The organism is Streptomyces sp. NPDC049541 (genome assembly GCF_044465725.1).
Taxonomy (GTDB): domain Bacteria; phylum Actinomycetota; class Actinomycetes; order Streptomycetales; family Streptomycetaceae; genus Streptomyces.
This window is the reverse complement of sequence record NZ_JBITLY010000001.1, coordinates 200968-225978: the sequence shown is the minus strand read 5'-3', so window position 1 is coordinate 225978 and position 25011 is coordinate 200968. Positions and strand designations below refer to the sequence as shown.

Below are 25011 nucleotides of genomic sequence, written 5' to 3'. Positions count from 1 at the left end.
TGCCAGAGTGCCTGCGCCCCTGCTGAGAGCCGTGCGCCGGGGTCTTAATCTCGTCAACAACCGCTCACAACAAGCCGATTGACCGTTATCGTGGAAGAGATTCACTGTCCGCAATACGGCCCAGTTGTAGAGCGAGCGCAGGGGGACCACCGTGGCGCTGAAGCACGAGCCGACCGCGCCGTACCACTCGGCCCAGGACGCCCTGCGCGTCCTGGAGACCGTGGCACGGCACAGCACCGGAGTCACCGACACCGAGCTCGCCAGGCTGACCGGCCTCACCCCGGAGCGGCTGACCACCCTCCTGAGGATGCTGCGCCGCGAGGGCTATGTCGAGCAGATCACCGACGGCGCCTACGTCACGGGCGACGCGCTCACCCGCCTCGGCTCCGCACAGGGGCGCGAGCAGGCGCTGCGCGACAAGCTCCAGCGCACCCTGGACCGGCTGCGCGACTCGGTGGGCGCGGCCGTGTACCTGAGCAGGTACGTGGACGGCGAGGTCAAGATCGCCCAGTACGCCGACGGCCCGACCACGCCGGTGGTCAACGAGTGGGTCGACTTCCGCTACTCGGCCCACGCCACCGCGATCGGCAAGAGCCTCCTCGGCCAGCTGGACCACAACAGCCGGCGCGACCATCTCTCCCGGCACAAGCTGGCCCGCCTCACCTCGCGCACGATCACCAGCGACCGGCTCCTGCTCTCCCGTCTGGAGTCCCAGCCGCCCACCGTGCCCCACCTGGACCTCCAGGAGTACGCGGTCGGCACGGTCTGCGCGGCCGTCCCGATCAGCGCCGGCTCCTCGGTCGGCTGCCTGGCCCTCTCCCTCCCCGTCGAGGACGCCCACCGCCTCCGCCAGGCCGCGGACACCCTGAACCGGAACGCGGCGCCCGTACTGCTGTCCCTGGCGATCTAGGCCCTCACCGGCAGGGTGGTCCGGAGCACCCCTCCGGACCAGGTACTATTTTCTTCGTCGCCACCGCGGGGCACGGAAACGTGAAACGCGGTCGGCGCGAGTCAGGCGCCGCTAGCTCAGTTGGTTAGAGCAGCTGACTCTTAATCAGCGGGTCCGGGGTTCGAGTCCCTGGCGGCGCACAGTCTGTGACCTGGGCATCCTTCCCTTCGGAAGGGTGCCCTTGGTCGTTTTCGGAGTCGGATGCTAGCGAGGGGCTAACGCCGCCGTCGTCCGGCTGCTCAGTGGGTGGCTGGGGAACGAGTGCGGCAGCGGCTTCGGCCGCCTGGCGGGCGATCTCCGGCAGCACCGCGGCGTAGGTGTCGGCCGTGATCTGGATGGTTGAGTGCCTGAGCATGGCGGAGACCACCTTCATTTCGGCTCCAGAAGCGAGCGCCAGCGTGGCGGCCAGGTGCCGCAGGTCATGTAGACGGACCGGCGGTAGATAGCCAGGGTGCGGGTACGGCCGGAGCGGGTGCTCGGGAAAGAGCTGGTACCAGGTGTGTGGGTCGACGATGCCGTTGACCTTGAGTCCGCGCACCCGTTGGAAGCCAGCCACAGCCCGTCGCGTTAGCGGCCCAAAGTGGCCGTCGATCGTGAGGCCGAGCGTCGCTTGGACGTCCTCAATGGCCAGGCCGGTATCTCCAACTTGGAGGGTGTTGGCCCGCTTGATCATCCGGACGAAATGGCGGCTGACGTAGTCGGGGTGCAGGGGCTTGCCGGTCTCGGTCGTGAAGACGTAGCCGCTGTCGGTCCAGGCCAGACCCAGCAGCCTCCGCTCCTCGATCTGACGTTGGCGGTGCGCCCGCAGAACCGCGACCGTGATGGAGTCCAGGGCCACGACCCCGTCGCTGTCATCCTTGGGCCGGCTGACAGCGGTCTCCCAGCCCACCTGGACGATCTGGTGGACGATGGCGATCGCGCCGGTTTCAAGGTCCACGTCCGGCCACCGCAGCCCGATGCCTTCGCCTCGCCGTGGTCCCCGGAAGACCAACAGGTGGTAGTAGGCGTAGAGCCGGTCCGCCGTCATGAGGCCGAGAAAGGCGCCGGTCTGCTCGGGCGTCCACACGGCCACCTTGGGGCGCCGGCCGGAGGCCATCCAGTCAATGACCCGTGGGGCGGTCCAGACGACCGCTTTCGGTCGGGGCGCTCTCTCCACTTCGACGGCCAGCGCCGGGTTGTCGATGATGCGCCGCTGCCGTACGGCTGCGTTGAGCGCCGCCCGGAGCGTGGCATGGATGCGTTGGAGGGTCGCGGGGCCGATCGGGCGCGGACCTTTGGCGGCATCGGCCACGATGGCGTCGTACGCAGTCCGTATCTGAGCTGGGCGAAGCTTCTCCAGTGGAATGGCGCCGAGTTGGGGCTTCAAGCAGCGCTCGATGAACCCGGCGTAGGACCGGCGGGTATTGGCCGCCAGCTTCCGCTTGCCCGCCAGCCACTCGTCGAGCCACTCGCCGGTGGTCTGCTGCACGGTGAGGGAGACGCCGGCGCTGAAGCGGCGACGGACATCTGCATAGTCGGGGAGCTGCTGATAGCGGCGGTAGTGGTCCCGGATGAGCGCGACGATCTCCAACCGGCCTGTGTCATCGGGAGTTTCGGGTATCCCCAGCAGCTGGATCGCCTGCCGCAATGCGGCCGAGGCGGCGGTCTGGCTGGCAAAGCCACCGCGGGTGATCTGCTGCCGCCCGTGCTCGCGACGGCCCGCATCAGACAGCGGCACGTCGACGACGTAGGACCAGGTGCCGTGCTTCTTCGTACAGGCCAGGCGCCTACCGGCCGCGTTGTAGCGGGCCGGACACTTGCAGCGCTTATAGGTGGTGCCCTGCATGATGTACGCCTCTACCTTGCCGCCTGTGCGTCGCCAGGACTGGCCCGGCGCAGGTCGTGTTCCAGCTCCGTCAGCAGCTCGCGGGTGACGTGGCCTCGCAGGGTGGCCAGCTGTCCTTCGGATGCCGCGGGCCGACGCTCCTGAAGTCGTCGGTCCCGCTCCTGTGACAAGGTCCGGTCCCACCGTTGCAGCGCCACCAGGTTGACCCACTCCGGCGACGTTCCGACCTTGCGGGCTACGTGCCGTTCGGCCTCGCCGACACTGGCGACCGCCCGCTCCACGAGAGCAGGGTCCGCCCGCCCAGATCGCTGAACCTCCGCCAGGAAGTCAGACGTCCGATCGGCCAGCGTCGCCGCGACGGTGATCTCCACTGCCTGCTCTGGCAGGGCCTGCACGGCGGCCGGACTGCCGGACAGCAACGCCTTGACCGCCCGAACCGTGAGCCGGGCCCCAGGCGACACCTCGATCACGTCATCCGGATCCCCGGCAACGAAGTCGGCCGGAGCTACCTCGAACGCCAGAGCCAGCAGCAGCACCTCTTCGAGCGCTATGCGCCGAGCCCCCACTTCCGCCTGCGCGACAGTCCCACGAATCCAAGTCGTCAGACCGTGCTGCTGAAGCAGTGCAGCAGCCTCTTCCTGCTTCAGACCTCGAGCCTTCCTGATCTGTCTCAGGCCCGCTCCAAGCACCTGCCGCAGCGTGTGTGGCGTCCGTTCCATGAGGTCACCTCGGGCGTGGAAGTGTCTCAACGGTACGTCCTGGTCTGCTCACGAACAAGAGCGGTTGACTTGTAACAAACCAGGGCGGATCATCTGCTCTTAGAACAGAGCACACCACAAGCAGGTGAGGTGAGAGCCTCATGGTCGGTATGAGCCGGGATGAGCTCCTGGGACTGCCGGTCGCCATCGACCTCGTCACCGCCGCCCGCGCCCTGGGCATCGGACGCACGCGAGCCTTCGAACTGATCCGCCGCGGCGAGTTCCCGGTGCCTGCGGTACGCGTCGGGACGACCTGGCGGGTGCCTACCGCCCCGCTCCTGCAACTCCTGGGCCTCTCCGGCGATCAGTAGACAGCCACCAGCGCCGACGCGCGGCGCATGAGCCAGCGCACGCGCCTTTGAAGCTCCGAGTGGACGGGCGCGGCCCCGGAGCCGCCGACACACCCACTGCTGCGGTTCGCTGGGCGTGCCCGGCGTCCGGAGAGTAAAGGCGCTCCACGCAAAGGCGGAATGTTGAAAGTTCAACAAATATGTTATGATCTTGATGCTGGGTACACATGGTGGACGAGATCCAGACTCATCAGTCAGTATGTCCGCTCAGGCCATCTGACGCGATGGTTGGAGCGACTGATCGTCGAGGCCTGGAGTCACGCAGTGCTCCTCCGTCTCGCCTACCGGGGCGCACACACCCTAGCGAGAGGGAGTTCGAAATGGCCAGCAATGAAGGTCTCATGAGTGACTTCAAGTGGTTTGTGCAAAATAAGCTGATAATTGAGCGCAACATTGCGGCTCATCGTCGCGAGATGATAGAGCAAGGTTTTACCGAAGAGGAAATCCGCTCAGTCGAAGAAGATGTAACTCAGCGCTTTGCTTCAGGTCAGCTTTTCGAGGAACATACCTGCCCCGCCCCAGAAGTGGGCGATCACTAACAAACTAGGCTGGCGGTGCTAACTGCCGGCCTTTTTCCTATCCTTGACTTCAGTGATTCTTGCCGCACAGGCCCGACACGATCCACTGAGCAAGCTCACGATTATGGAGCAAAACGCAAACCAGGCGCTTACTTTTATCCACTTCGCAGTACCCGATAACATAGTTATAGGCCGCTGCCGGATCATCTGGCTTGGGGTTAGCCCTCAACTGCAGACGCTGCTGGCGTGTGATGACGCGACGCGCCAGGAAAAACTTACTTTCGCCGTTGACCGTTTTAAGGTACCCGTCATCACAGTCATTCTTGCTGTGCACAGGAATGCTATTCAATGCGAACTGGCGAATCTCCTCGGCCAGCTCCTTTTCCCCTTCGTGAGCAAGCTGATGCAGTGATCGCGTAAAGTCTTTGGATAGCTCAACTTTGATTCCCATGCTCATGCGCACCTCACTCTGACCGTAGAGTTACCTTCTAACACTATTTGAGGTTACGGTCAAGATCTTCCAGTTCCTTCGCAGAAGCAGGCCCAGAATGCTGCGCCTCATCGAGTCGCGACATGAACGCTTGTCTCACCTTCTCGTCACTCTCGATGTGCACGAGGCCAGCGCCAGCTAGTGGAACCATCAGAGCAAGGAACTCCCCGTGTCGCGTAATAGCAATCGGCACCCCCTGTTCATTGACAGACTCAACTAGCCCATTGGTGTCCTGGAGAAAATCTTGAATAGATACCACTTTCGGATTGGCCAACCCGATATCTGGCGGTCCAACCTCGTAGCGTCCATCTTCGCTCATAACTGCTGCGCCCTTCGATTACCCTCTGCCGATTCGCCTGAGGGAGCCGTTTATCTGGCCGCGTGGCTTACCTCGTGCTTACCTCTCTTCTATGAGCACACAAGGTGAGGGTCAAGGCAACCCGACGGAACCTGCCGACACACCACACCCGCCCATAGTCCTGGACCATGTGCGCGCCACGGACGGCATCCGCACCTCTGCTAAGTGGGTGATGGCAGCTGCAGCAGCCGTGGCTGCCATCGTCGTTGCCGGGCTACAGCTAAAGGAAATCTCTCAGATCCGTGGAAGGCTAAGCCAAGTACTAGCAGCGCTGCTCGCGCTTACAATTTTGGGCACTGTGGGTTTCATCTTGCAGCGAGCTGCACGCATTCTAGTATGCACGCCCATGACGTTGAGCAGGCTGGTCGATATCGAACGGGACTATGTCAACCAGAGAGCAGCCCAACAGAATAAACCGCAAAGAACTCCGCTCTCTTTTCTTCACCGAAAGAAAAGAGAACCGCACATCTATTCATACGTTGAGGATCGCGGAGAAGTACTTGCTGCTTTGGGTATTGATTCGGTGCTTAATCTGTACCACTTGTATCGGGGAGAGGGATTGGGAGTGGTGAACCCTCCGCCTCCCCGAGATCGAATCGAGTCAGCAGCAGAGCAGCTCGTCACCTTTGTAGAGCTTAGACAGGCCGAGTACCGCTACGATCTGCTCGTGAAAGCATTGGCTTGGGCAGGAGCCTTGTTCGCCCTGTGCTTGATTGCTCTCATTTTCCTCGTTGGAGCACCCAAATCGCCAAGCGACCCTCGTGTGATCGAACCTATACCAGTGCGAGTCAGACTCACTGGTGGGCAACAGGAGCTGACCATGGGCGGTTTCTCCGGCTGCAGCGGGACGTATGACGGAACAGCTGTTAGTGGCTCATTCAGGCAGCCCGTCGTTCTGCTCACTCCCAAAGATGCCACCCCGAGCTGTCATCCACCAGCTCGGGAAATCACACCGAGCCTGGGTGTTGTGATCTATCCGCACTCGCCTCAATATCGTCACCCACCATCTCCCGATGAAATGCGCCACACTGCCATGCCTCACCGCGACCATTGAGGGAATACGGCCATGAACAGGATTTATGTCGAGAAGCCTTGAACCAGCTAGTCCGACAGGCGTGGTGGTACAGCTCATGGAAGGCCCAGAAGGCCGGTGGCATCACGTCGCTCGGATCGCGCAGAGCGCGCTCGTCGCGATCATCTGGGGGCTGAGCGTTCATCGACGGCCCCCTTCATCGATCCCAGGCTGGTCAGGTCGGGCGACGGGCTGCTACCTCTCCTTGACGAACTCGACGAAGGCCATCCAGGTCGTCGGCTGGACGGCCAGCAAGCCACAGCTGCGGTCCTTCGTGTCCCGCACCATCACCGCCGTCGGGACGTTGTCGGCTACTTCAACGCAGTTCTCGGTCCCGGTGTAGGAGCTGGTCCGCCAGTTCGGGGTCACGCGCTGCATGGTGATCTCCTAGTCGCTCGGCATCTGATCGAAGTGTTGGATGGCAGTGAGAATGAGGTCACGGACGGCGGTGCCGTAGACCGCTGACTGCTTCAAGAGGGCGAAGGCCTTGGTGTACAGCTCAATCTCGCGAGGTTGGGTGACGGAGAACTCCGCCGAGTAGGTCTCCACGAGAACGAGCTTGTCGTCGAACATGGAGAAGGAGTTGCCGGGCCAGATACCGATGGATGCGGAGCGCGGGATGATGCCCAGGCTCAAGCGGGGAAGCCGCATCACCGCCAGCAACCTGTCGAGCTGCCCCTTCATCACCTCCGGTCCTCCGAAGTTCGTGTAGAGCGCCTGCTCGCCGAGCACGACGTTGAAGATCCGGTTGCCTCGGTACAGGTACTGCTGTCGTTCCAGCCGCTTGGCGGTGGCGGCCTCCGCGTCGTCGGGAATCTCGTAGTAATCAACGACCTGCCGGAAGGTCTCCGCCGCGTACTCCACCGTCTGGAGGGTTCCCCACACCAGCGTCGGGTGCCAGATGCGGAAGACCTTGGTCTTGGCGTAGACCGGCAGTGCCTTCCTCTGCCGCTGCTCCGCGCCGGTCTGGAGCTGCCGGCGCCACTCCAGCCACAGCTCATCGATGTGCCGCACCGTCGCGATCAGGTCGGCGAGGTGCTCTTGCCTGTCGGTCTTGATGCACCAAGTGCGGATGTCGTCTTCGCTGGGGTTCTGCTTGCCGTTCTCCAGCCGCGAGACCTTCGACTCAGCCCACCCGGTGGCCACGGCGAATGCCCGGCCGCTCGCGAACCCCGCATCTTTCCGGAATCCGCGCAGCTGGGCACCCAGTGCCTCTCGTGCTTCTTGTGCTTGGTTGCTCACTGATGGGTCAGGGCTTGTACTCGGCGTGTGGAATGGCCTCGGCCCAGAGCAGGTCGCGCACCCGGATGCATGCGGCCACGGTGTCAGGGTCCTCGATGACCTCGGAGCCCAGGACGCGGCCCTCCCGATCGAAGTGACCGACCGCGAGGAGGCGGTCGTCGTACAGCCACCAGTCGTTGCCCGCGACGGGGAACGTGATGCCTTCGGGCAACTGGTGCCGCGGTAGCCATCGGATGTCCTCGCCGGCCTCGATGTTGAGGTGGGTCAGCGAGTGCTCCCACCCGACGTACTGAGAGTGCGGCTCTGTGATCACCCGGACGCGGCGCACCGTCTTGCCTTCAACCGTGACACGCTTCATTAGCGTCATCCACGGGTCGAGCCAGGCGTAGTCATCCGGCTCGCCCCGCTGCCACCGGGCGTACGGCGTGTCCTCGACAGGAGATCCGTAGTCGTCCCGCAGCTCAAGGTGGAAGGCGTCGCGTTCGAAGCTGTGGAACAGCTCGTCACGCTGTGCGGGGGTGATCAGGTCCACTGTCTTCCTCCAGCAGGGCCGTGATCGAGGACTTGGGGACCTCGATGCAGGTCTCATAGTCAGGCATGCGCATTTGGCTCAAGGCTTCAGCATCGTGCATTTCCGGGCCCTGGAGTACGCAGGTTCCCTGTTCCGTGACGAGCATGATCGGGGCGGTGAACTTCCGGATCTCGCCGGACACTTGGCCGTCCTTGGTCAGGTGCTCGAACAGCTCGGTCGGCACCTCTACGGCGGTCTGTCCGTCCGGTACATCGAGCTGCATGAGCAGGTCGTTGGCGAAGACCTTCCAGCCTTGGATGACGTAGCTGTCCTGGTCACTGGCGTACAGGGTGGGGCTGTCTCCGGGGGTGGAGTTCTTACCAAGGAACCGTAGCTTCATGGTTGCTCTCCCGTCCGCTGTCTTGCGCAGGTTTGCGCGACACGTCGATCGTCGGCGAGCCGTTCGGACCCGTCAATCGGCTTACTGCAAACTCGCGCAATCTCCTTGGGAGTTGGACGGCGGCCGCTCTACGGTCGTTCTCGAACCCAAGTCCGCGCAGGAGCGTCGAGGGGAGAAGCGTGGTGGCGAGCGTGACCGAGGAACCCGAGGCCGGCGTCGACAGCTTGCCCATCGATGTCGAGGTGATCTCGGACGTAACCGATGGCGTGCTGAAAATGGAGCTGAGCACGTCGACCCGTGAGGACATCGACTTCAAGACGACGAGGGTTGTCGGTCTCTTGAGCTTGCTCCTGGCCGAAGACCTGGGCGCGAACGACGACGACGAAGTCATGGGCCTGTTTCGTCAGGCGTACAAGCTGCTGGAGCTGACCAACCGCCCCGGCAGACAGACGGCGAGTTTCACGGCCTTCTTCTTCATGCGCGACGTAGCCAACCTCACCCGGCGCCTGCTGTGGGTCTACGTCGAGAGGAATGGCGGGGTACCGCGGTGACTGACAGACAACTGCCTGGCGTGGGTGACGAGGTCGAGTACCAGCCCGGATGCCGAGCGATCGTGACGGACGTCAGCCATGGCGTGCCCATTCTCAGGACCGCTGCTCGTTCCGAGTGGCTGGCTGACGATCCGGACCAGCTCGTCGTTACGCGGACGCGGGAAGAGCGCATCGAGGCCGGGGCATGACCCCTCGCCAGTGGGTCAGGGGCACATGTCTGCTCTGCAGTCGCTCCGATCAGCTCGTGATCTTCGTAGGCCCCGTCGAAGCAGGCGGCCTATCGGCCCCGGCCTTCGCGTGCGAGGACTGCTGCGTGTGGTGTCGCGGGGTCGTCCGCTCCTACAACCAGCAGCGGGACGCACGTCCTGCCATATAGCTCCCACCCCGGCTCGGTTCCCCCGTACGAGCCGGGGTGGGACTTAGCCCGAGGAGGTATCGGATGCACCAGCTGATCGTCAGCCCGTTCTTGGATGGCCACCTGGCCGTCCGACCAGGGAGCGCCGCCTGTGTGCGCTTGCCAGCCGACCACTACGAAGACGTACGGCAACGTGTCCGGACCGACGACCGCATACCCGACTGGCTGACGGCGACCGCGGCGGAAGCCTGGGGCCTCGACCTGGACGGCCAGACCGCCAGCACGGCGCTCCTGGTGCGCGAGCCGACCGAGCTCGCCTTCGCCCGGGCGAGCTGGGAGATCAACCTCTACTGCAACTTCGGCTGCAAGCACTGTTATCTCGGTGAACGGCCCCTGGCCGGCCTCAGCTGGGACGACAAGGTCAAGCTGATCGACATCTTCCGCGACTCCGGAGTCCTGTGGCTCCAGATCACGGGCGGCGAACCGACCGTCGATCCCGACTTCGAGGGCGCGTACCGGTACGCCTACCGCCAGGGCATGATGCTCACGATCTCGACCAACGCCTCGCGCCTATGGAAGCCCGAGCTGCTGCGGCTGTTCCGGGACTGCCCGCCGTACCGCGTCGTCGTCAGCATGTACGGCGCCACGGAGGAGTCCTTCGACGAACTCACCCAACGCAAGGGCGCCTGGAAGAACTTCCAGCGAGGCATGGCCGCCGCTCGAAATGCCGGCCTACCGCTGCGAGTGTCCGTCGTGGTCACGGAAGACAACGCCCACGAGGTCGACGCCATGGTGGCCTTGGTCCAGAGCTGGGGCCTCGACCACCACGTCTACACCAACATGCAGCCGACCTTCTCCGGTACCGGCGAGCCCCTGCTCGTCCAGTCCACGGAGCACCTGCGAAAGCGACCGGTCTTCCAGGGATGCAACGCGGGAGTGACCTTCTTCCACGCCGACCCGCACGCCATGGTCTCGATCTGCAAGATCGGCCGCGACGACCAGATCAACCTCATGGCCGAGGGTCTCGACGGCCTTCGCCGACTCGGAGCCATCTCCGATCGGCTCATGCTTCGCACCGGTGGCTGCTCGGGCTGTTCGCTCTCCGGCTCCTGCCGGGTGTGCCGACCGCTCGCCAAGGTCTACCAGGAGGCGAAGGCACCACTGAACACCTACTGCCAGCACGGAGACACCAAGGAGATGGTGCACTCATGAGTCCCGTTCCCGTACAGATCCTCAACAGCCGCCCGCCGGCCGTCCGCCCGGCTCTGCCCTCCAGCCTCGTCGCGAACACGGCGCTCGTCATCGAGCCGGACGCCGACGCCCTGATGGAGGGCAGCGCCTGCTCCTGCGCGGCTGGCGACGACAACCCGAACTGACCTACCCGGTGATCTGTGCTCAGGTCCTGGCGCATCCACGCCAGGGCCTGAGCCCTGCACGCGAAATGAGTACCTTGAGCACATGCGATTCCGGTGGGACTGGCTACGTCCGGTGGTGCTGGCGCCCTACGTGCCGACGATCGGGCCGGTCCATCCGTCCGTCCTTACCGAGGACCTGTTCACGGACACCCTGACCGCAGCCTCCACTGACCGATGGTTCTTGCGCTACGACAAGGACATCCGCTGGTCCGAGGCCAAGGACGAGATCGTGCTCGTCGAGGACATCGTCCATCGGCCCACTGAGACGCTCATCCCCACGCTGTCCCAGCGCGGGGCTGGCACGGTCAAGATCCATCTGTATGGCATCGAGCCAGAGAGCGTCGCTGCAGCCACCGAGCTAGCGCAGACGCTGGCGGTTGAGCATGGAGCAGCGAAGGCGCGGATCGTCCGTTTCCTTGGTCCCGAAGCTCCGGACGGCCGCGGTACGCGCATCCAGCTCCAGAACTTCAGGACGGCTATCTGCCCGGCTCCCGACGGCCCAGTCCGCCCCTTCGACCAGTGGCCGGCGGGTGTACGAGGCACCTTCGCCGGCTTCGCCGAGGAGATGACGTCGGACGGCTTCGCCTTCCTCTATGGCCAGATGCAGGCTGGGAAGGTCGGACCAGTCTTGACCGCTGTCGTGAGCGGTCGGGTGGTCGGCGCCATCGGCCCCATGGAGATCCGTCCCGACGCGATCGGCACCCCTCAACTGATGCCGCAGTACTTCGGTGTCCTCCAGGAGCACCGCGGCGAAGGGTTGGGACGGCTGCTCTGGCGAGCTGCAATGCACTGGGGGCAGGTCAACGGGGCCGACTACCAGCTCCTTCAAACGGAGGCCGGAGGGCCTTCCGATCGCCTCTGCTGGTCCGAAGGACTGACGTCGCTCGGCTTCACCTACTGGCAGGTCGCCTGACTTTCCCAACCTTCGGGCCAGCTTCACGCGGCCAATTCCAGCACGTGACAGTCGAGACGGAGGTTTCGGTACCTGGGACTGAATGCCCCAAAAAGCCACTAAGCGCCTCATGCAACCGCTCCACGCCTTCCACCGGGCGTTGCTGCGTCTGCCAGTCGACAACGAGCCAGCTCCCAGAATCAGCGCGGACTTGCTCAACGAGCAAGTCAGTCAGAGACTAGAAGCAGAACACTACGCGGCACGATCACGACGAAGTCGCTTCAAGGCTCTCGCCTCCTGCTGTCGTAACTCATGACGGCTAAGCGCCAGCAGCTCAACGACCTCATCCAGCGCGTGGGCGCGCTCACCTCTAAGCCCGAAGCGCAAACAAAGTATTTGTTGCTGCATTGGCGGTATCGCGCCAAGATGCTGCTCAAGCTCCAGTTTCCATTGTTTGTCACTACTCACAACATGGCCTGATTTTTAATACATCCACTATAAACCCTCCTTTCCTGGTATTGGTGGTGCAATATGTCAACTACAGGCGCCGAGACTCCCGAAGAGTTCGAGATGAGGTGGGATGCCGAGCATCCCGACGGTGATCACGTCTACGTCGAGTCCGATTCGGAAGGGCATATTGATACGGACTCATCAAGCACAGAGGCGCCCTACGATCAAGGGGACGACGATGAAGATGACGACTAAGCTCTGAGTCACGTCGACTGAGCCTGCCTGTAGTTGCGGTTGCCAAGCGCGCCCGTCGCGAGACGATAGACCGGCGGGCAGAGGGTTAACGACATGTTCGTGTCGTTCATGCATGCGTCTCTCCTCGCCCGGTGACTCCCCGCCGAGTAAGTACCGGGCCGCGCATAGCCAAGCCCCCAATCGCACACGCCAGCCGGAGGCCTCCCTCTTCCCCATAGACAGGTCAGTACCGTGCGATGCGGTCACCTGGCATCCTTCCGAAACGCTCACCAGTTCGACGCGACGGGTGCTCATCAAGCCCCCGTCTTTGAGACCGTCCAACCTACTGACAGCCTCAGTCGTGCGTGCCACGATGCTTGAGGGCGAGGGGACGCCCCTGCCTGTTGACATCGGGGGTGCATATTGAACGCCAGGTTCGCGGGCTTGCCAGTGGGGGCTCTTTTCCTACTCCCAGGGCTCTACCTGCTCCTTGTGGTTGCAATGAAGGGGCGCGCCAAAGCAGGGTCATTCGAAATATCGGAGACTGATGTAGTAAAGCATCGTGTGCGTCTCCTGCTATTTGCATGGGGCCTTGTGATGCTCGGTGGACTTATCATGGCCGCCCCATTCATCGCGGGCGATGAAAGTAGCTCAACAAGTGCAGCACCATCGGACAGCGATAGCCCCACTCCAATGACCAGGGCAACAAGCGCGGGCCCAACTCCGAGCAACGGTTCGTCAACGTCTGCCACTGCTCCCCCAGACGATGTGGCTCCCTCTTCGCCTGCGCCCCGTGCAGATGTGCCGACGCTCTATCTCAGTAGTATGAAGCCCGCTTCAGCGCAAGGGATCGGCGCATATCCAGTGTCCGCGATCGTCAATAAAGTCCCTTATCGTCACAGCGTGGCTCAATATCAGGAACTCTGTTCAGAGAGTGAACAGTCGAAAGAGTGGGAATACAGCGTCGGCAGTGGCTACAAGTCATTCACTGTCTGGATGGGCCTAAGTGACGATAACTCCGCCGCTGACCTCAGCGTGACATTTGAAGTGTATGCCGACGGTAAGCTCGCAGTTCAAAAGGAGATTACGGCCGGGCCTGCACGTAAGGTGACTGTTGATACGCGAAATGTGCGACGCCTCAAGCTGGTGAGCTCGTTCTCCATCTCGCAACACTGCTATCACTTCGACGAAGCCATTTGGGGTAATGCGCAATTGTCTTGATGCACCGAGCCAAGTTCTCGTGCCGGATTTCGCTGGACACTAGACAACGGGTGGAGATAATATCCTTTGTGCCATATGATGCATCGGCATACACTCCGCCCATGACGACAAACTGGTAAGAGCTCGGTGCCAGCGAGGCACTTCGCCAAGGGGTGACCTACCTGATTGATCATCCTCTCCGTAGCACCTACCTCTCGTCGTTAAGATCTGCTCAGGCTCTGTGCTTACATGTGCCCATCAACTATAAAACCCCTCTCCCTCTCGTTCTCCGGTCGTCGTCCTCACAACAATCTGACCTCGCGACGGTGACCCGTCGCCGACCGAACGGCTCAGCCGCCACCGACACGGTCACCCGGATGGCGGATTTGGAGATGAACCGCCGCGCCGGTCGGAGCAACGTGAAGAGATGCCCCATCACCTGCATATCCACCGTGGCCAGCCCAGTGAACTCGAAATGGCAGCCCTCGCCGTCGTCCTGAGTGCGCTTGGTAACGCGAATTCCGCGCGACGGGCCGAACCGGAACGCAGGATTTCCCGAGCCCACTGGGACCGGTCCTGGAACAGCCACGTGCCGGCGACCTCCTGGCGGACACCCCCCGACACCCGACTTCCTTGACTATTTCTCGTGGAGCAGCGGGGTGATGTCGTCTTCCTCAGCCCTGTCGGGCCCGGGTCGATGGACGGACGGCTGACCCTCGCCTTTCCATGGCCGAGGGTGACGGCCACACCCCTCCTACTCTCAGGCGGAAAGATGGCGAGGCCGTGGCCTACCTGCCCGAATGGCACTACGGCCCGGTCGATGCTTGCATGGAGTTGTGCCGTAAGACAGACGCGCAAAGCAAAATCGTCCGGAAGGTTCGGACGACTCCGTGGATAGCACCCATGGCCGTGTCGTGAGGGCCTTCAGACATCGAAAGGGGCCGCTCAATGGCCAGTTTCGTGAGGGACGACCCAGAATGCCGTTCCGATGTCGTGAGCGTCGGAAACGTGCATCTTCGGTCCTACACCGAGTCGGTCGCAAGCTTCCCACAGCCGCACGCCACCGCGTTGCTGAACATCGACGTGCTGACGTCCACGTCGTACAAGGAAGTGACGTTCAAGGACGTCACGCTCACGCTGGAGATCGTGAGCCCGGACGGTGCGCAGTTCGTGGGGTACAGCGAGCGCCCCAACTACATCTGGGGAGTTCCAAGCGGAGCCTCCTGGGACGAGTCCACTCCTGGCGCCCCCACTACCAGGCTCCGGGTGAGGTCGCCGGAGGGTGTACTGCTCTCCAGCCGGCCCTTTGACGGCTTGTCGTACTGGATCGCCGTGTCCGGGTTGCCTGACGGATCTCCGCTGGCGTTCAGGGCCGCAGCCTCAGCGAGCAGGGTCACGGCTACCGCGGTGAGCTGCTCTCTGCAGATCAAGGACCTGCATGCAGGCGACAGATTGACCGGATACTTGGCCTAGTAGTGCACGCCCGGTGGACGGGTGGGCAGCCGTTGATCTTGGTACGGAATACGTGATCACCCGCACCCGCCAGCAGACGCCTCTCTCGTCACTGGGGCGTGTCGATGAAAGAATCGGGGCACGACTTCACAAAGCTCGCACACCGTAGCGCAGGCCGGTACGCCATCCCAGCCATCTGAAGGGACGCGAGCAGCGATTTCCCGCAGCCACCGGTCTCTCTCCTGACTCAAGCTTGTCTGCCTGCGTAACGGCAGGTAGCCACCGGAACGGAATCAGACAAACGCGACTCACGGACAGCCTTGGCCGCAGGCAGCTCATCCCGAAGGCCGCGGAGGCAATTGGCTCGCTGCTTCGTTTGGTGGAGGGTAGGCATGGCAGAGAGGCATGACGCTGCAGGTCGGTTGATCGCCGGGCGGTATCGCCTGACGCGCCATCTGGGGGCCGGTGGCATGGGGCGCGTGTGGCTGGCCCATGACGAGGAATTGGAATGCGATGTCGCGCTCAAGGAGATCTCTGTGCCTCCGGAGATTCCCGAGCATGAGTTGAATGCGCGCATCGCCCGAGCCAGGGGCGAAGCGCGGCACTCCGCTCGACTGCGGGGAAACCCTCATGTTGTGACGATTTATGACTGCATCGTGGACGCTGGTCTGCCATGGATCGTAATGGAGCACGTGCCCGGTGCACGCGACCTCGAAGTCATAATCGGCGAAAATGGGCCCCTGTCACCAGAGGACACAGCCAGGCTCGGCGTGGCCCTGCTCGATGCACTGATGACAGGGCACCAGTTGGGCATCCTGCACCGGGACGTCAAACCCTCCAACATCCTACTGACTTTCCCCGAACCACAAGGTCCCCGCCCTGCCGGGCTTGGAAGGGTCCTGCTAAGCGACTACGGCATCTCACTCCAACGAGACGCCGGCGAACCACGGCTCACCACCGCCTCCGGGATCGTCGGGACACCCGGCTTCCTGGCACCCGAACGCGCGCGCGGCGCAGAGCCGACGCCGCAAGCGGACCTGTTCTCCCTCGGCGCCACGCTCTATTACGCGGTCGAGGGCCATGGGCCCTTCGACCGCAGCTCATACGTGGCGACGCTCACCGCAGTGCTCACCGACGTGCCGACACCGCCCTCCCGTGCCGGGGACCTGGCACCCGTGCTGCTAAAGCTCCTTGCCAAAGATCCCGCGCAGCGACTCCGAGCAGACGACGCAGCCTTCCTTCTCCGCCAGTTGACAACCGAGAGCCAGCGAGCTCCACGGCAGACCATCACAGAGATGCCGCAGCCGATCAAGCAACCATCAACCCCCAAGCCCCCACCCACCCCTCCACAGCCAGCTCCCACACCTGCGTCGCATATGACACGCCGCAACATCGCCCTAGCCGCTGCAGCGTTGCTCGTTGTCGGTTTGGGAGCGTGGGCACTAGTGGCCGGTCTTGGTGGCTCCAACAATCCCTCCTCCAGCCATAGCCCCTCTTTCTCCAGGACTCAGACTGGTCCAGCGATGCCCTACGGAGCAGCTGTAGGGCTCACCCAGGAACTACACCCCGGCGACTGCGTCACAGCTCACTGGACTGGTGAAAAATTTGCACAAGCGCCGCAGATAACCCTGGTGGACTGTGCGAATACTGTTCCTGATGGTCAAGTGCTCACTTCCGATTCTGCGACGTCAGTCTCGGACGCCCAAGCAAATGGCTACAACCGATGCGCGTCAGATGTGAAGAACACAGTCAACAAAATGGCCGACGCCCGACCCTACGCATTGCCACCCACCGATCAAGGCTGGAAAAGCCGAGTACACAACACTGCATGCATCGTCTTCAATAGAGCCGGTAACATTTACGAATCAGTGGGCCCCTTCCGCAAGCTTAACGACGCGATCACGCCTCAGAACGCACAAACAGGCGATTGCTACAAGGTCAAAGAAAACAAAACCGAGTACAATGCTTATTTGTCCGGGTGCGACTCTCCCCACAATGAGCAAGCGGTGGGGTTCTGGCATGCACCCTCTGACAGGTCCTACTCGGCAGAGCTATCAGCAAGCGACGAATGTAGCCAAAAATACGGCTCCGCTTACAGTTCCAGCACTTACGGAGTAAGAGCGATTCTGCCCGATGAGGATACATGGAAACAGGGATTCCACTACCTAATGTGCACCGTATATAGACTTGACCGTCGCAAACTCACCGCTAGTGTTGTACCTGAATCTTCATAGGGGGCCAGCCAATCTATTGACAGTCCCCGAACCGACTGTGCGCACCCGGCACGCCCCCATCAGACGCGCGCCGAGCCGGGCGGTGGCCCGCTGGGGAACATGCGCCGCACGAGCAGCCCGTTGTCTCGCCGCTGGCCGTCCACGAGGTCGCATCCGGGTGCCGAATGCGAGACTCGCAAGACGGTGGAGCAGTCAAGGACCGTGCGGGCCAGGGCGCGAGTACTTGCTCGCAGTGGTGTGCCCGAGCGGTGCGGGCGTGCTCATCAGGCGCAGGGAAGGATCGCCGATTAGGGTTTTCATATGGGAGATCGGCCTGGCGCGGCGACCGCGCCCGAACTCCTCCTCGAAACCGACGCGGGTACCACGGTGATGCTTCCGAACCGGGAGTACCTCGTCGGACGGGACCCGCTGAGCGATGTCGTATTCGACGATGCCCGTGTTTCCTGGCATCACGCGGTCTTGCGTGCCGAGGAGGGTCGCTGGACCATCGAGGACCTGGACAGCAAGAACGGCACCTTTGCCAACAGACGCCAGGTCCGGGCGGGGGATCTGTGGCCAGGCAGTGTCATCCGCCTCGGCAGCATCGACGACGGGCCGCGCATCGTCATCGCCGCCCGGCCGCACCCACTGGCGGGCCACTCGGCGGAGGGGCCTTCGGGTGTGCTCATGTCCTCCGCGACGGGCACTTTTCGTGAGCCGACCAGTGTGCGGCCGCTGCCTTCACGGACGGTGCGCATTGGCCGCAGCAGCGACAACGACCTGGTCATCGACGATCTGATCGTCTCCCGGCAGCATGCTGAATTGCGCGCGCACCCCGACGGCAGCTACGAGGTTGTCGACCTTGACAGTCACAACGGAACCTTCCTCAACGGCCAACCCGTTCACCGCTCCGTGGTCGCTCAAGGCGACATCATAGGTATCGGTCACTCAGCGTTCTGCCTGGTCGGCGACCAGCTCCAGGAGTACGTCGACACCGGCGATATCTCCCTCGACGTGCAGAACCTCACGGTGCTCATCGACACCGACCACGAGCTCCTCCATGAGGTGTCCTTCCCCGTCCAGCAGAAATGCCTGCTCGCGATCGTGGGCCCCAGCGGCGCGGGGAAATCCACCCTTCTCAACGCCCTCACCGGTGTGCGGCCCGCCGACCGCGGCGCAGTGCTGTATGACGGGCGTGACCTCTACCGCGACTACGCGGAACTCCGCCAACGTCTTGGCCTAGTCCCGCAGGACGACATCCTGCACGCGCAGCTCACCGTGCGCCGTGCCCTCAGCTACGCGGCCGAGTTGCGGTTTCCGCAGGACACAGCCTTGGCGGAGCGGCAGAACCGGGTCGAAGAGGTCACTCGAGAGTTGGGCCTTCAAGACCGCATCGAGCAGCCGATCCACAGCCTCTCCGGCGGCCAGAGGAAACGCGTCAGTGTGGCGCTTGAACTGCTGACCAAGCCGTCCCTGCTCTTCCTCGACGAGCCCACCTCGGGCCTCGACCCCGGCATGGACCGTTCCGTGATGAACATGCTGCGCGGCCTCGCAGACGACGGTCGCACTGTCATCGTTGTCACACACAGCGTGCTCAGTCTCAAACTCTGCGACCGGCTGCTCGTTCTCACGCCCGGAGGCAAGGTCGCCTACTACGGCCCTCCAGACGACGCCCTGCCCTTCTTTGACTTCGACGATTGGCCGGAGGCTTTTGAGGCGTTCGAGGCAGACAGCGACCGTGCATGGGCGGATGAATACCAAAGCTCACGCGTCCACCAGCGATACATAGAGAACCTCAGCGTCCAGGCGTCGTCCATGATCCGGTCTGGGACAAGCCTGACGGGCACCCCTCCGCGCCGCCAGAGCTGGGGGGCACAGCTGCGGACGCTAGTGAAGCGCTACGCTGCCGTTCTCAGCGCCGACCGGACCTTCCTCAGCGTGATGATCGCGCTTCCGATCGTGATGGGCAGCCTGACCCGGCTCACCGCCGGCAGCCACCTGACCCGCCATACGGCGCTGGGTGCGCTACTCACCTTGTGTATCGGCGCCGTGCTGACGGGCGCGGCCAACGCAGTGCGCGAGCTGGTTAAGGAACGCGTGATCTACCAGCGGGAGCGCGCCGTCGGCCTGTCGCGATCGGCGTATCTGCTTTCCAAGATCATCGTTCTCGGTACCATCACGGCGGTCCAGGCTGCCATGCTCACCGTGGTTGCCCTCGCCGGCGTCGACCTGCACGCACCAGGGGGTCATGGAGTTCTCATAACGCCGCTGGCCGAGATCACGCTCGCCGTGGTCCTGTTGGCCTTCACAGCCATGATGCTCGGCCTGCTCATCTCCGCGCTCGTACGCAAAGAGGAGGTGACCATGCCCTTGCTCGTGCTCCTGGCCATTGTCCAGCTGGTGTTCTGCGGTGGCTTTCTGAAGGTGAGCGGCGCACACGTGATCGAGCAACTGGCGTGGCTGGCGCCCTCCCGGTGGGCGTTCGCCGCGATGGCCGGAACCATTCAGCTCGCCTCGATCCTCCCCGAGGACCCCAAGATGAATGCCGATCCATTCTTCCATCACACCTCTGCGGCATGGCTGCTGAACATGGGCATGCTCATCCTCCTCGCGATCATCTTCGGCCTCATCGTCTACAGCCTGCTGCGGCGGCAGGAACCCGCCACCATGAGGAAGTAAGCGCACCTGTCCCGGGACGCATAGCCAGGAGTACCACCGCATAACAACGGCGAGGACCAGGCACCATGTAGCCGATGGCCCACCGAAGTCAAACTCCGCGCTGCCTACTGGGACTTCAAGTCCTTCCGAAGAAGCCCAGCGGCTGCACCGACCGAGGCCAATCCCTATCGGCTCGGGTGGCTGATGACGAGCGGAAGCGAGAGAATTCAGTATGAGCTCGTCCCTGGGGCTGGGATTCGCAGGGGTGGAGCCGTGATGGTGCTGATTTCAACAGATCTGACCTGTGGCCTATCGGGTCAACACAGCGGCCGAGCCAGTTCAGCGCTGGCGCTCTAGGTACGTCCGTGCCCCTGTTTCCATTTCGTGTGGCGTGGCCCCGGACTGGGCGCGGACAGGGATAGCCATGAAGCAGTCACCCGCCGATAGGGGAGATCTACGGCTGCTTGCTGGGCGGTATCAGTTGGTCGAGCAACTCGGCCATGGGGGCATGGGTACGGTCTGGCGAGCTCACGACGAGTTGCTGGATCGCGAAGTTGCGGTGAAGGAAGTCAGCGTAAGCGACCTGTCACGAGAAGAGCGGTCCGTCCTGCACACCCGCATGCAGCAGGAAGCGCGGGCCGCGGCTCGGATCAGACATCCAAGCGTGATAACCGTTTTCGATGTCCTGCAGGAGAGCGACAGGCCCTGGATCGTCATGGAATTGATCGATGGCCAGTCCCTCGCGGACGTCATCGCCACCGAGGGAACCCTGCTCCCGCGGGATGCCGCACAGGTCGGGACAGCGGTGCTGGCCGCCTTGGACAGGGCCCATCAGCTCGGGGTACTACACCGCGACGTCAAGCCGGCCAACGTGCTGCTGGAGCGAAGCGGCAGGGTTGTCCTCACCGACTTCGGCATCGCGCTTCTGGAAGGCTCTCCCGGGCTTACCCACACCGGCGATATCGTCGGCTCACCCGATTATCTCGCCCCCGAGCGTGCTACGGGCCACCGGCCAGGTCCGCCCTCAGACCTCTGGTCCCTGGGCGCAACCCTGTACGCCGCCGTCGAGGGCGAGTCGCCGTTCCGCCGCACCTCTACCCTGAGCACGCTGCAAGCCGTGATCTCAGACCCGCTGCCCGAGCCCCGCCACGCCGGCCCCCTGACTTCCGTCATCGAGGCGCTGCTGCGCAAGGACCCGGATGCACGGCCCACCGCACCCCAGGCTCAGCGCATGTTGGAAGAAGTGGCTGCCGGAGCGGTAGCCCCACACGAGCCACATCCCGCCACCCAAGCGGTGCCTCCCCAGGAAACGGAATCGGCTGGTGAAGTGCTCGCGGGCCAGCCCACCCAGTCGACCTCTTCGACGCCCCCGCGAGGAAATGCACCGGGCGCCCCGTCAGCGGACACAGCTCCGACCGTCAGAGACTCATACCCGGCAGAAACACGGGGCACCAGTCCAGCTCGCCGCACCTGGCTGCTGATCACGCTCGCAGCTGTGATGGCGACAGTGCTAGTCGGAGGGTTGGTCTGGGCACTCACCTCCAGGGGCGGCGACAAGCCCTCAACCTCCCCGCCGACGACCAGACCAAGCGCCTCGCAATCCGGGCAACCCACCTCATCCGCAAGCCCCTCCCCAAGCCCTCCGGCGGCGGCAGGCCAGGCCAAGTCCATGGACCAGTTGCTCGATCGGAGCGCGCAATCCCGGCGAAGCGTGATCGGCGCCGTCAATGCCGTGCAGGCGTGCAGATCTTCAGCAACGGTCTCCGCCGCCAGCACAGACCTGAAAAACGCCGAGCAGGAGCGCTCCACACTCATCAGCGAACTTGACGCACTTGACCTGTCTCAAATCCCCGGCGGCGCCGACGCGGCAACATACCTGCGTACAGCTTGGCAGCACAGCCAAGACGCGGACACCGCATACGCCGCTTGGGCCGATGCGATGGCGAACGGCGGATGTGCGCCAGGGAGCACTCCGCATGACGACAACTACAACTCAGCTAGCGCCGCCAGCTACCAAGCAACCTCGGCCAAAAACGCCTTCATTCGACGATGGAATCCGATTGCTCAACGATATGGGCTTCCCACTCGGACCTCGGATCGGATCTGACAGACAGGGCACGGCATTCCGTCTCACCCTCGGCCGCCAACTGGGCCACCACGACATCCCGGTCCGCACCGCCCACAACGCGGCACTGGCCGGCCTCGTCGCTGATCTCCCCAGCCCGATCCTCTCTGACCTGTCCGCTGGGTCGCCTACGCCAAACGCGATTGGGCGGAGTACCTCGCCACCCGGACCGCAGACCGGATGCCGCCGCACAACGCGCCGTCGCCAGCGCGGTGTTCAGGCAGGATGGTTAGGTTCACACCGGCGACTTCACGAGCCCCTCGCACCCTGCACCACATCGGTAGGCGCGAACAGTTTGCAACACCAGATTGCGACGAACACGAGTGGAGCCACATCCAAATTCGATGGGCATCAACGGCAGCCCTGCCCGAGATGCAGCCCGGGTGAGGGAAGCGCACGATGAGAAGAGGGCACCCTCCCCGGAGGTGATCAGGATGCGACGTGTGCTAACCGCCGCAGCGGCCCTGGCTCTTCCAATTTCCCTTGCAGGAGCACCGGCTGTAGCGGCATTGCACGGCATTTCTGCGACGGCCGCGGTCACCAGCACCCAGGCCGCACACCAGTTGAAGCATCCACCAAACTTCGTGACTCAGGGACCGGACGACGTATGCAACTACACCGATAGCCGACCGAGTCTTCACCTAGGGTCATCCGGGCCAGCAGTCCAACAAGCCCAGTGCTACCTAAATCAGGCCATGGGCGTCGGCCTGGACGAGGACGGAGATTTTGGCCGGGTCACGCAATCCGCGACAGAGGACTTCCAGCGATGTGCCGACATCGTCGTCGACGGGCGCATCGGAGCCCAAACCTGGTCGTTCCTTTCCTTCTGGGCCAACGCGCCAGGGGCTCCCTTCTGCTGACGGTCCCCTGGGCAGTGTGGTCCTGAAACCATGACGCCCGGGCTGCTCGGCGCCCCCCGCGGCTCTGGCCACCTCACGCGGTACGACACCTAAGGAACAGCCCCGAGACTAGCAACTCGCCGTCAAGCCCTGGCCCTTGTGTCGCTCACCTCATGACGACCTGACACCTTGGGAGAGGCCATTATGGTTGAGAATCCAGATCGCGACATAGAAGACCGGAATACTGACAAGCAGCCCGAGCCAGTCCAATGGCCCAGCCGACCGGGCTACGCACCCCCTCCAGCGCCTGCCGCTTGTAGTGCATGTGGGCAGGCGGCAACAGGCGAACTCTCCTGTCAGTTCTGTGGGCAGGTCCTCTTCCTTCCCAAAGGGCTCCCCTTGTCCACCATCGGTCTTCGATTTGGTGGATATCTATTGGAGGGAGTCCTGTTGGTCTTCACCGCAGGGATCGGGTGGCTCATTTGGGCACTCTTCCTGTTCCCGCAGGGTCAGACGCCTGCCAAGCAGCTACTTCAAATGAGAGTAGTCCACATCGGTGAACCGCGAACGGCTCAGTTCTGGCGGATGTTCTTTCGTGAGTTCATAGCGAAGCCGATCGTCGCGATTCTCGCGACGTTCACATTCTTCATTCTCTATTTTTGGCTGTTCTGGGACCGCAACCGGCAGGAACTGTGGGACAAGCTGGCCTCCACGCTAGTCGTCAGCGACCGGCAAGGCTTGCTCCGCCCCGTTCAGCGCCAGGACAGCGCGACCGCAACGGTGGAGGATGGGTGGCCGCACCGGGGCGCCCCGCCCGAACCCAGAGGTGAATGACGACGAGCACTGTCGTCCGTAGCTCGGCGATCAAGGTCAGTTCGTCGTCGATCGACCTCACGACGAACGTGGATACACCTGCTCAATGAGCTTTTCGCGAAGAAGGTGGGCCAGTGACTTTCCATCTTCAAAAGCTGGCATCTTGGCTTGCTGTAGCCACGACCGCTGCTTTTCTAGCACCTGTTGATTCGGCAGGCGCTGCGCCGAGCCAGGGGCCGATCGTGATCTCTCGGGTTTCGGCCACCGATGGGTGGCAAGACACAGGGTTCAAGGTCGAGGAAGGTGAAACCTACACGGTCTCCTATCTGAGTGGTGGCTGGACGGTAGATCGCCGATCTTTCCCAACGGTTGGGCCCAGTGGCTACGCACCGTCGGTAGACAGTCAAATCTATCAAGGATGCAAACTGAACGACCACGTCCCCTATGGGACCCTGTACGCACGGGACGGAACGGACGATGCCACTGCAATGCCGGTGGCTCAAGGTAAGATCCTTCATGCGTCGCAGAGCGGTTCAGTGTATCTGCGAATCAATGATGATGATCGCTGCTTGGTGGATAACGCAGGTTCGATAAGAGTCAAGCTGTTCAAGGGAATTCCCGCCACAGCGTTGACCGATCCATTCCATCACGAATCTGGTGAAGCTCAAGCCCCGTACCATGTCGTTCAGGGGTATCACAATACGGAAGGCGGTTGCGTGATTGGGAGAGGACCCGATCACTGCCAGAACCAGCTATTCGCCGTCGATCTTGAACCAACCGAGGGTACGACTGTTTCGCCGAACGTATATTCTCCGGCACCTGGAATCGTCAGGTGGCAAGATAGAAGAACTGGATGCCTTGGGATGGACTTGGCCGATGGCAGAAACCTCACCGTCTGCCACATGTCCTCGTTCAATGTTGCCATCGGCGACTCAGTGCAACGAGACGAGTTGCTGGGCGTGCGGCGCACACCGTGGGTTCATCTCAGTATCGACGACCGGAGAGCTGGCAGGCCGTACCAGCCGGTGTCCCTGACGGTCACTGCAAGCGGATGGGACCACACCTTGGATGGTGCGTCTCTGACTCCCGGGCATGAAGACGGGACTAGCGGCGTGGGAACCGTTCAGTGGGGCGAGCATTCCTACCGCGTGAGGTACGAGGAGTGGGTGGGCCTGGAAGGGCCTTGATCTCCTGGGCTAGTTTCGTCGGGGTCGCCGAGCAGGAAAGCCCGTCGACGAACTGACACCCACGACGCCACGGGATCATCACGCCGGTCACGCCCGACCAGCTCCAAAAACCAGGATCCTGTTACGCCGATATTTCGTTCGACATGCAGCTCTT

The 25011-nt window shown here is 62.9% G+C and carries 25 protein-coding genes, 1 tRNA gene and 1 pseudogene; 18 read left to right on the top strand and 9 right to left on the bottom strand.

Annotation, left to right across the window (positions count from 1 at the left end):
* The first annotated feature begins 151 nt into the window (after positions 1–151).
* Positions 152–910 (top strand): IclR family transcriptional regulator, encoded by a 759-nt coding sequence (locus ACIBW9_RS01055; RefSeq protein ID WP_398949926.1) that lies wholly within the window; start codon positions 152–154, stop codon positions 908–910.
* A 105-nt stretch (positions 911–1015) separates the two neighbouring features.
* Positions 1016–1089: transfer RNA gene (locus ACIBW9_RS01050), tRNA-Lys, on the top strand.
* A gap of 356 nt (positions 1090–1445) precedes the next feature.
* Here ACIBW9_RS01050 and ACIBW9_RS01045 read toward each other — a convergent pair.
* Both ACIBW9_RS01045 and ACIBW9_RS01040 read right to left on the bottom strand, forming a co-directional pair.
* Positions 1446–2774 (bottom strand): annotated as a pseudogene (locus ACIBW9_RS01045) (peptidoglycan-binding protein); the annotation flags it as partial.
* An 11-nt stretch (positions 2775–2785) separates the two neighbouring features.
* A complete protein-coding gene (locus tag ACIBW9_RS01040; protein ID WP_398949924.1) occupies positions 2786–3493 on the bottom strand; it encodes a hypothetical protein in 708 nt (235 codons plus the stop codon).
* Between the two features lie 149 nt (positions 3494–3642).
* Between ACIBW9_RS01040 and ACIBW9_RS01035 the strand changes: the two genes are divergently transcribed.
* Positions 3643–3843: a hypothetical protein gene (locus tag ACIBW9_RS01035; protein WP_398949922.1), complete on the top strand. Its 201-nt coding sequence runs from the start codon at positions 3643–3645 to the stop codon at positions 3841–3843.
* Between the two features lie 359 nt (positions 3844–4202).
* A complete protein-coding gene (locus ACIBW9_RS01030; RefSeq protein ID WP_398949920.1) occupies positions 4203–4421 on the top strand; it encodes a hypothetical protein in 219 nt (72 codons plus the stop codon).
* A 49-nt stretch (positions 4422–4470) separates the two neighbouring features.
* Here ACIBW9_RS01030 and ACIBW9_RS01025 read toward each other — a convergent pair whose 3' ends face one another.
* Both ACIBW9_RS01025 and ACIBW9_RS01020 read right to left on the bottom strand, forming a co-directional pair.
* Positions 4471–4857, bottom strand: a complete 387-nt coding sequence (locus ACIBW9_RS01025; protein ID WP_398949918.1) for a hypothetical protein — start codon at positions 4855–4857, stop codon at positions 4471–4473.
* 37 nt (positions 4858–4894) lie between these two features.
* Entirely contained in the window at positions 4895–5209 is a 315-nt protein-coding gene (locus tag ACIBW9_RS01020) for a hypothetical protein (RefSeq protein ID WP_398949916.1), read from the bottom strand.
* Positions 5210–5300: 91 nt separating this feature from the next.
* Here ACIBW9_RS01020 and ACIBW9_RS01015 point away from each other — a divergent pair, with 91 nt between their 5' ends.
* Complete coding sequence (locus tag ACIBW9_RS01015; protein WP_398949914.1) at positions 5301–6302, top strand: hypothetical protein; 1002 nt, start codon at positions 5301–5303, stop codon at positions 6300–6302.
* A gap of 213 nt (positions 6303–6515) precedes the next feature.
* On the opposite strand, the gene ACIBW9_RS01010 is transcribed toward ACIBW9_RS01015, so the two are convergent.
* Genes ACIBW9_RS01010 through ACIBW9_RS00995 form a run of 4 tightly spaced genes read right to left on the bottom strand, consistent with a single transcriptional unit; the run spans position 6516 to position 8473 of the window.
* Positions 6516–6698, bottom strand: coding sequence for a DUF397 domain-containing protein (locus ACIBW9_RS01010; protein ID WP_398949912.1), 183 nt, complete (start codon positions 6696–6698; stop codon positions 6516–6518).
* A 9-nt stretch (positions 6699–6707) separates the two neighbouring features.
* Positions 6708–7562 (bottom strand): helix-turn-helix domain-containing protein, encoded by an 855-nt coding sequence (locus ACIBW9_RS01005; RefSeq protein WP_398949910.1) that lies wholly within the window; start codon positions 7560–7562, stop codon positions 6708–6710.
* A 7-nt stretch (positions 7563–7569) separates the two neighbouring features.
* Positions 7570–8094: a DUF6879 family protein gene (locus ACIBW9_RS01000; protein ID WP_398949907.1), complete on the bottom strand. Its 525-nt coding sequence runs from the start codon at positions 8092–8094 to the stop codon at positions 7570–7572.
* Positions 8066–8473 (bottom strand): hypothetical protein, encoded by a 408-nt coding sequence (locus ACIBW9_RS00995; RefSeq protein WP_398949905.1) that lies wholly within the window; start codon positions 8471–8473, stop codon positions 8066–8068. The genes ACIBW9_RS01000 and ACIBW9_RS00995 overlap by 29 nt, the downstream gene beginning before the upstream one ends.
* Positions 8474–8664: 191 nt before the next feature.
* On the opposite strand from ACIBW9_RS00995, the gene ACIBW9_RS00990 reads away from it, so the two are divergent.
* The 4 genes from ACIBW9_RS00990 to ACIBW9_RS00975 all read left to right on the top strand — a co-directional run bounded on the left by ACIBW9_RS00990 (position 8665) and on the right by ACIBW9_RS00975 (position 11707).
* Positions 8665–9024 (top strand): hypothetical protein, encoded by a 360-nt coding sequence (locus tag ACIBW9_RS00990; protein WP_398949903.1) that lies wholly within the window; start codon positions 8665–8667, stop codon positions 9022–9024.
* A gap of 439 nt (positions 9025–9463) precedes the next feature.
* Positions 9464–10591, top strand: coding sequence for a radical SAM protein (locus tag ACIBW9_RS00985; RefSeq protein WP_398949901.1), 1128 nt, complete (start codon positions 9464–9466; stop codon positions 10589–10591).
* Positions 10588–10755 carry a hypothetical protein gene (locus ACIBW9_RS00980; protein ID WP_398949899.1) on the top strand — a complete coding sequence of 56 codons (168 nt, stop codon included), beginning with the start codon at positions 10588–10590 and terminating at the stop codon, positions 10753–10755. Before ACIBW9_RS00985 ends, ACIBW9_RS00980 begins: the two co-directional genes overlap by 4 nt.
* An 82-nt stretch (positions 10756–10837) precedes the next feature.
* Positions 10838–11707, top strand: coding sequence for a GNAT family N-acetyltransferase (locus tag ACIBW9_RS00975; protein WP_398949896.1), 870 nt, complete (start codon positions 10838–10840; stop codon positions 11705–11707).
* A 231-nt stretch (positions 11708–11938) separates the two neighbouring features.
* Here the strand turns inward: ACIBW9_RS00975 and ACIBW9_RS00970 are convergent, their stop codons facing one another.
* Positions 11939–12094: a sigma factor-like helix-turn-helix DNA-binding protein gene (locus ACIBW9_RS00970; protein WP_398952041.1), complete on the bottom strand. Its 156-nt coding sequence runs from the start codon at positions 12092–12094 to the stop codon at positions 11939–11941.
* Positions 12095–13171: 1077 nt separating this feature from the next.
* Here ACIBW9_RS00970 and ACIBW9_RS00965 point away from each other — a divergent pair.
* From ACIBW9_RS00965 to ACIBW9_RS00925, 9 genes are all read left to right on the top strand, one after another.
* Positions 13172–13591: an NPCBM/NEW2 domain-containing protein gene (locus ACIBW9_RS00965; RefSeq protein WP_398949894.1), complete on the top strand. Its 420-nt coding sequence runs from the start codon at positions 13172–13174 to the stop codon at positions 13589–13591.
* Between the two features lie 406 nt (positions 13592–13997).
* Positions 13998–14207, top strand: a complete 210-nt coding sequence (locus ACIBW9_RS00960) for an acyl-CoA carboxylase subunit epsilon (RefSeq protein WP_398949892.1) — start codon at positions 13998–14000, stop codon at positions 14205–14207.
* 311 nt (positions 14208–14518) lie between these two features.
* Complete coding sequence (locus tag ACIBW9_RS00955; protein ID WP_398949890.1) at positions 14519–15043, top strand: hypothetical protein; 525 nt, start codon at positions 14519–14521, stop codon at positions 15041–15043.
* Between the two features lie 371 nt (positions 15044–15414).
* A complete protein-coding gene (locus tag ACIBW9_RS00950; RefSeq protein WP_398949888.1) occupies positions 15415–17256 on the top strand; it encodes a protein kinase in 1842 nt (613 codons plus the stop codon).
* Positions 17257–17556: 300 nt separating this feature from the next.
* Positions 17557–19914, top strand: coding sequence for an FHA domain-containing protein (locus ACIBW9_RS00945; protein ID WP_398949886.1), 2358 nt, complete (start codon positions 17557–17559; stop codon positions 19912–19914).
* A 403-nt stretch (positions 19915–20317) separates the two neighbouring features.
* A complete protein-coding gene (locus ACIBW9_RS00940; protein ID WP_398949883.1) occupies positions 20318–22000 on the top strand; it encodes a protein kinase in 1683 nt (560 codons plus the stop codon).
* Between the two features lie 362 nt (positions 22001–22362).
* On the top strand, positions 22363–22878 hold the full coding sequence (locus ACIBW9_RS00935) for a peptidoglycan-binding protein (protein ID WP_398949881.1): 516 nt from the start codon (positions 22363–22365) through the stop codon (positions 22876–22878).
* 183 nt (positions 22879–23061) lie between these two features.
* Positions 23062–23691 (top strand): RDD family protein, encoded by a 630-nt coding sequence (locus ACIBW9_RS00930; RefSeq protein ID WP_398949879.1) that lies wholly within the window; start codon positions 23062–23064, stop codon positions 23689–23691.
* A 113-nt stretch (positions 23692–23804) separates the two neighbouring features.
* Positions 23805–24857, top strand: a complete 1053-nt coding sequence (locus tag ACIBW9_RS00925; RefSeq protein WP_398949877.1) for a hypothetical protein — start codon at positions 23805–23807, stop codon at positions 24855–24857.
* The last annotated feature ends 154 nt before the right edge of the window (positions 24858–25011 follow it).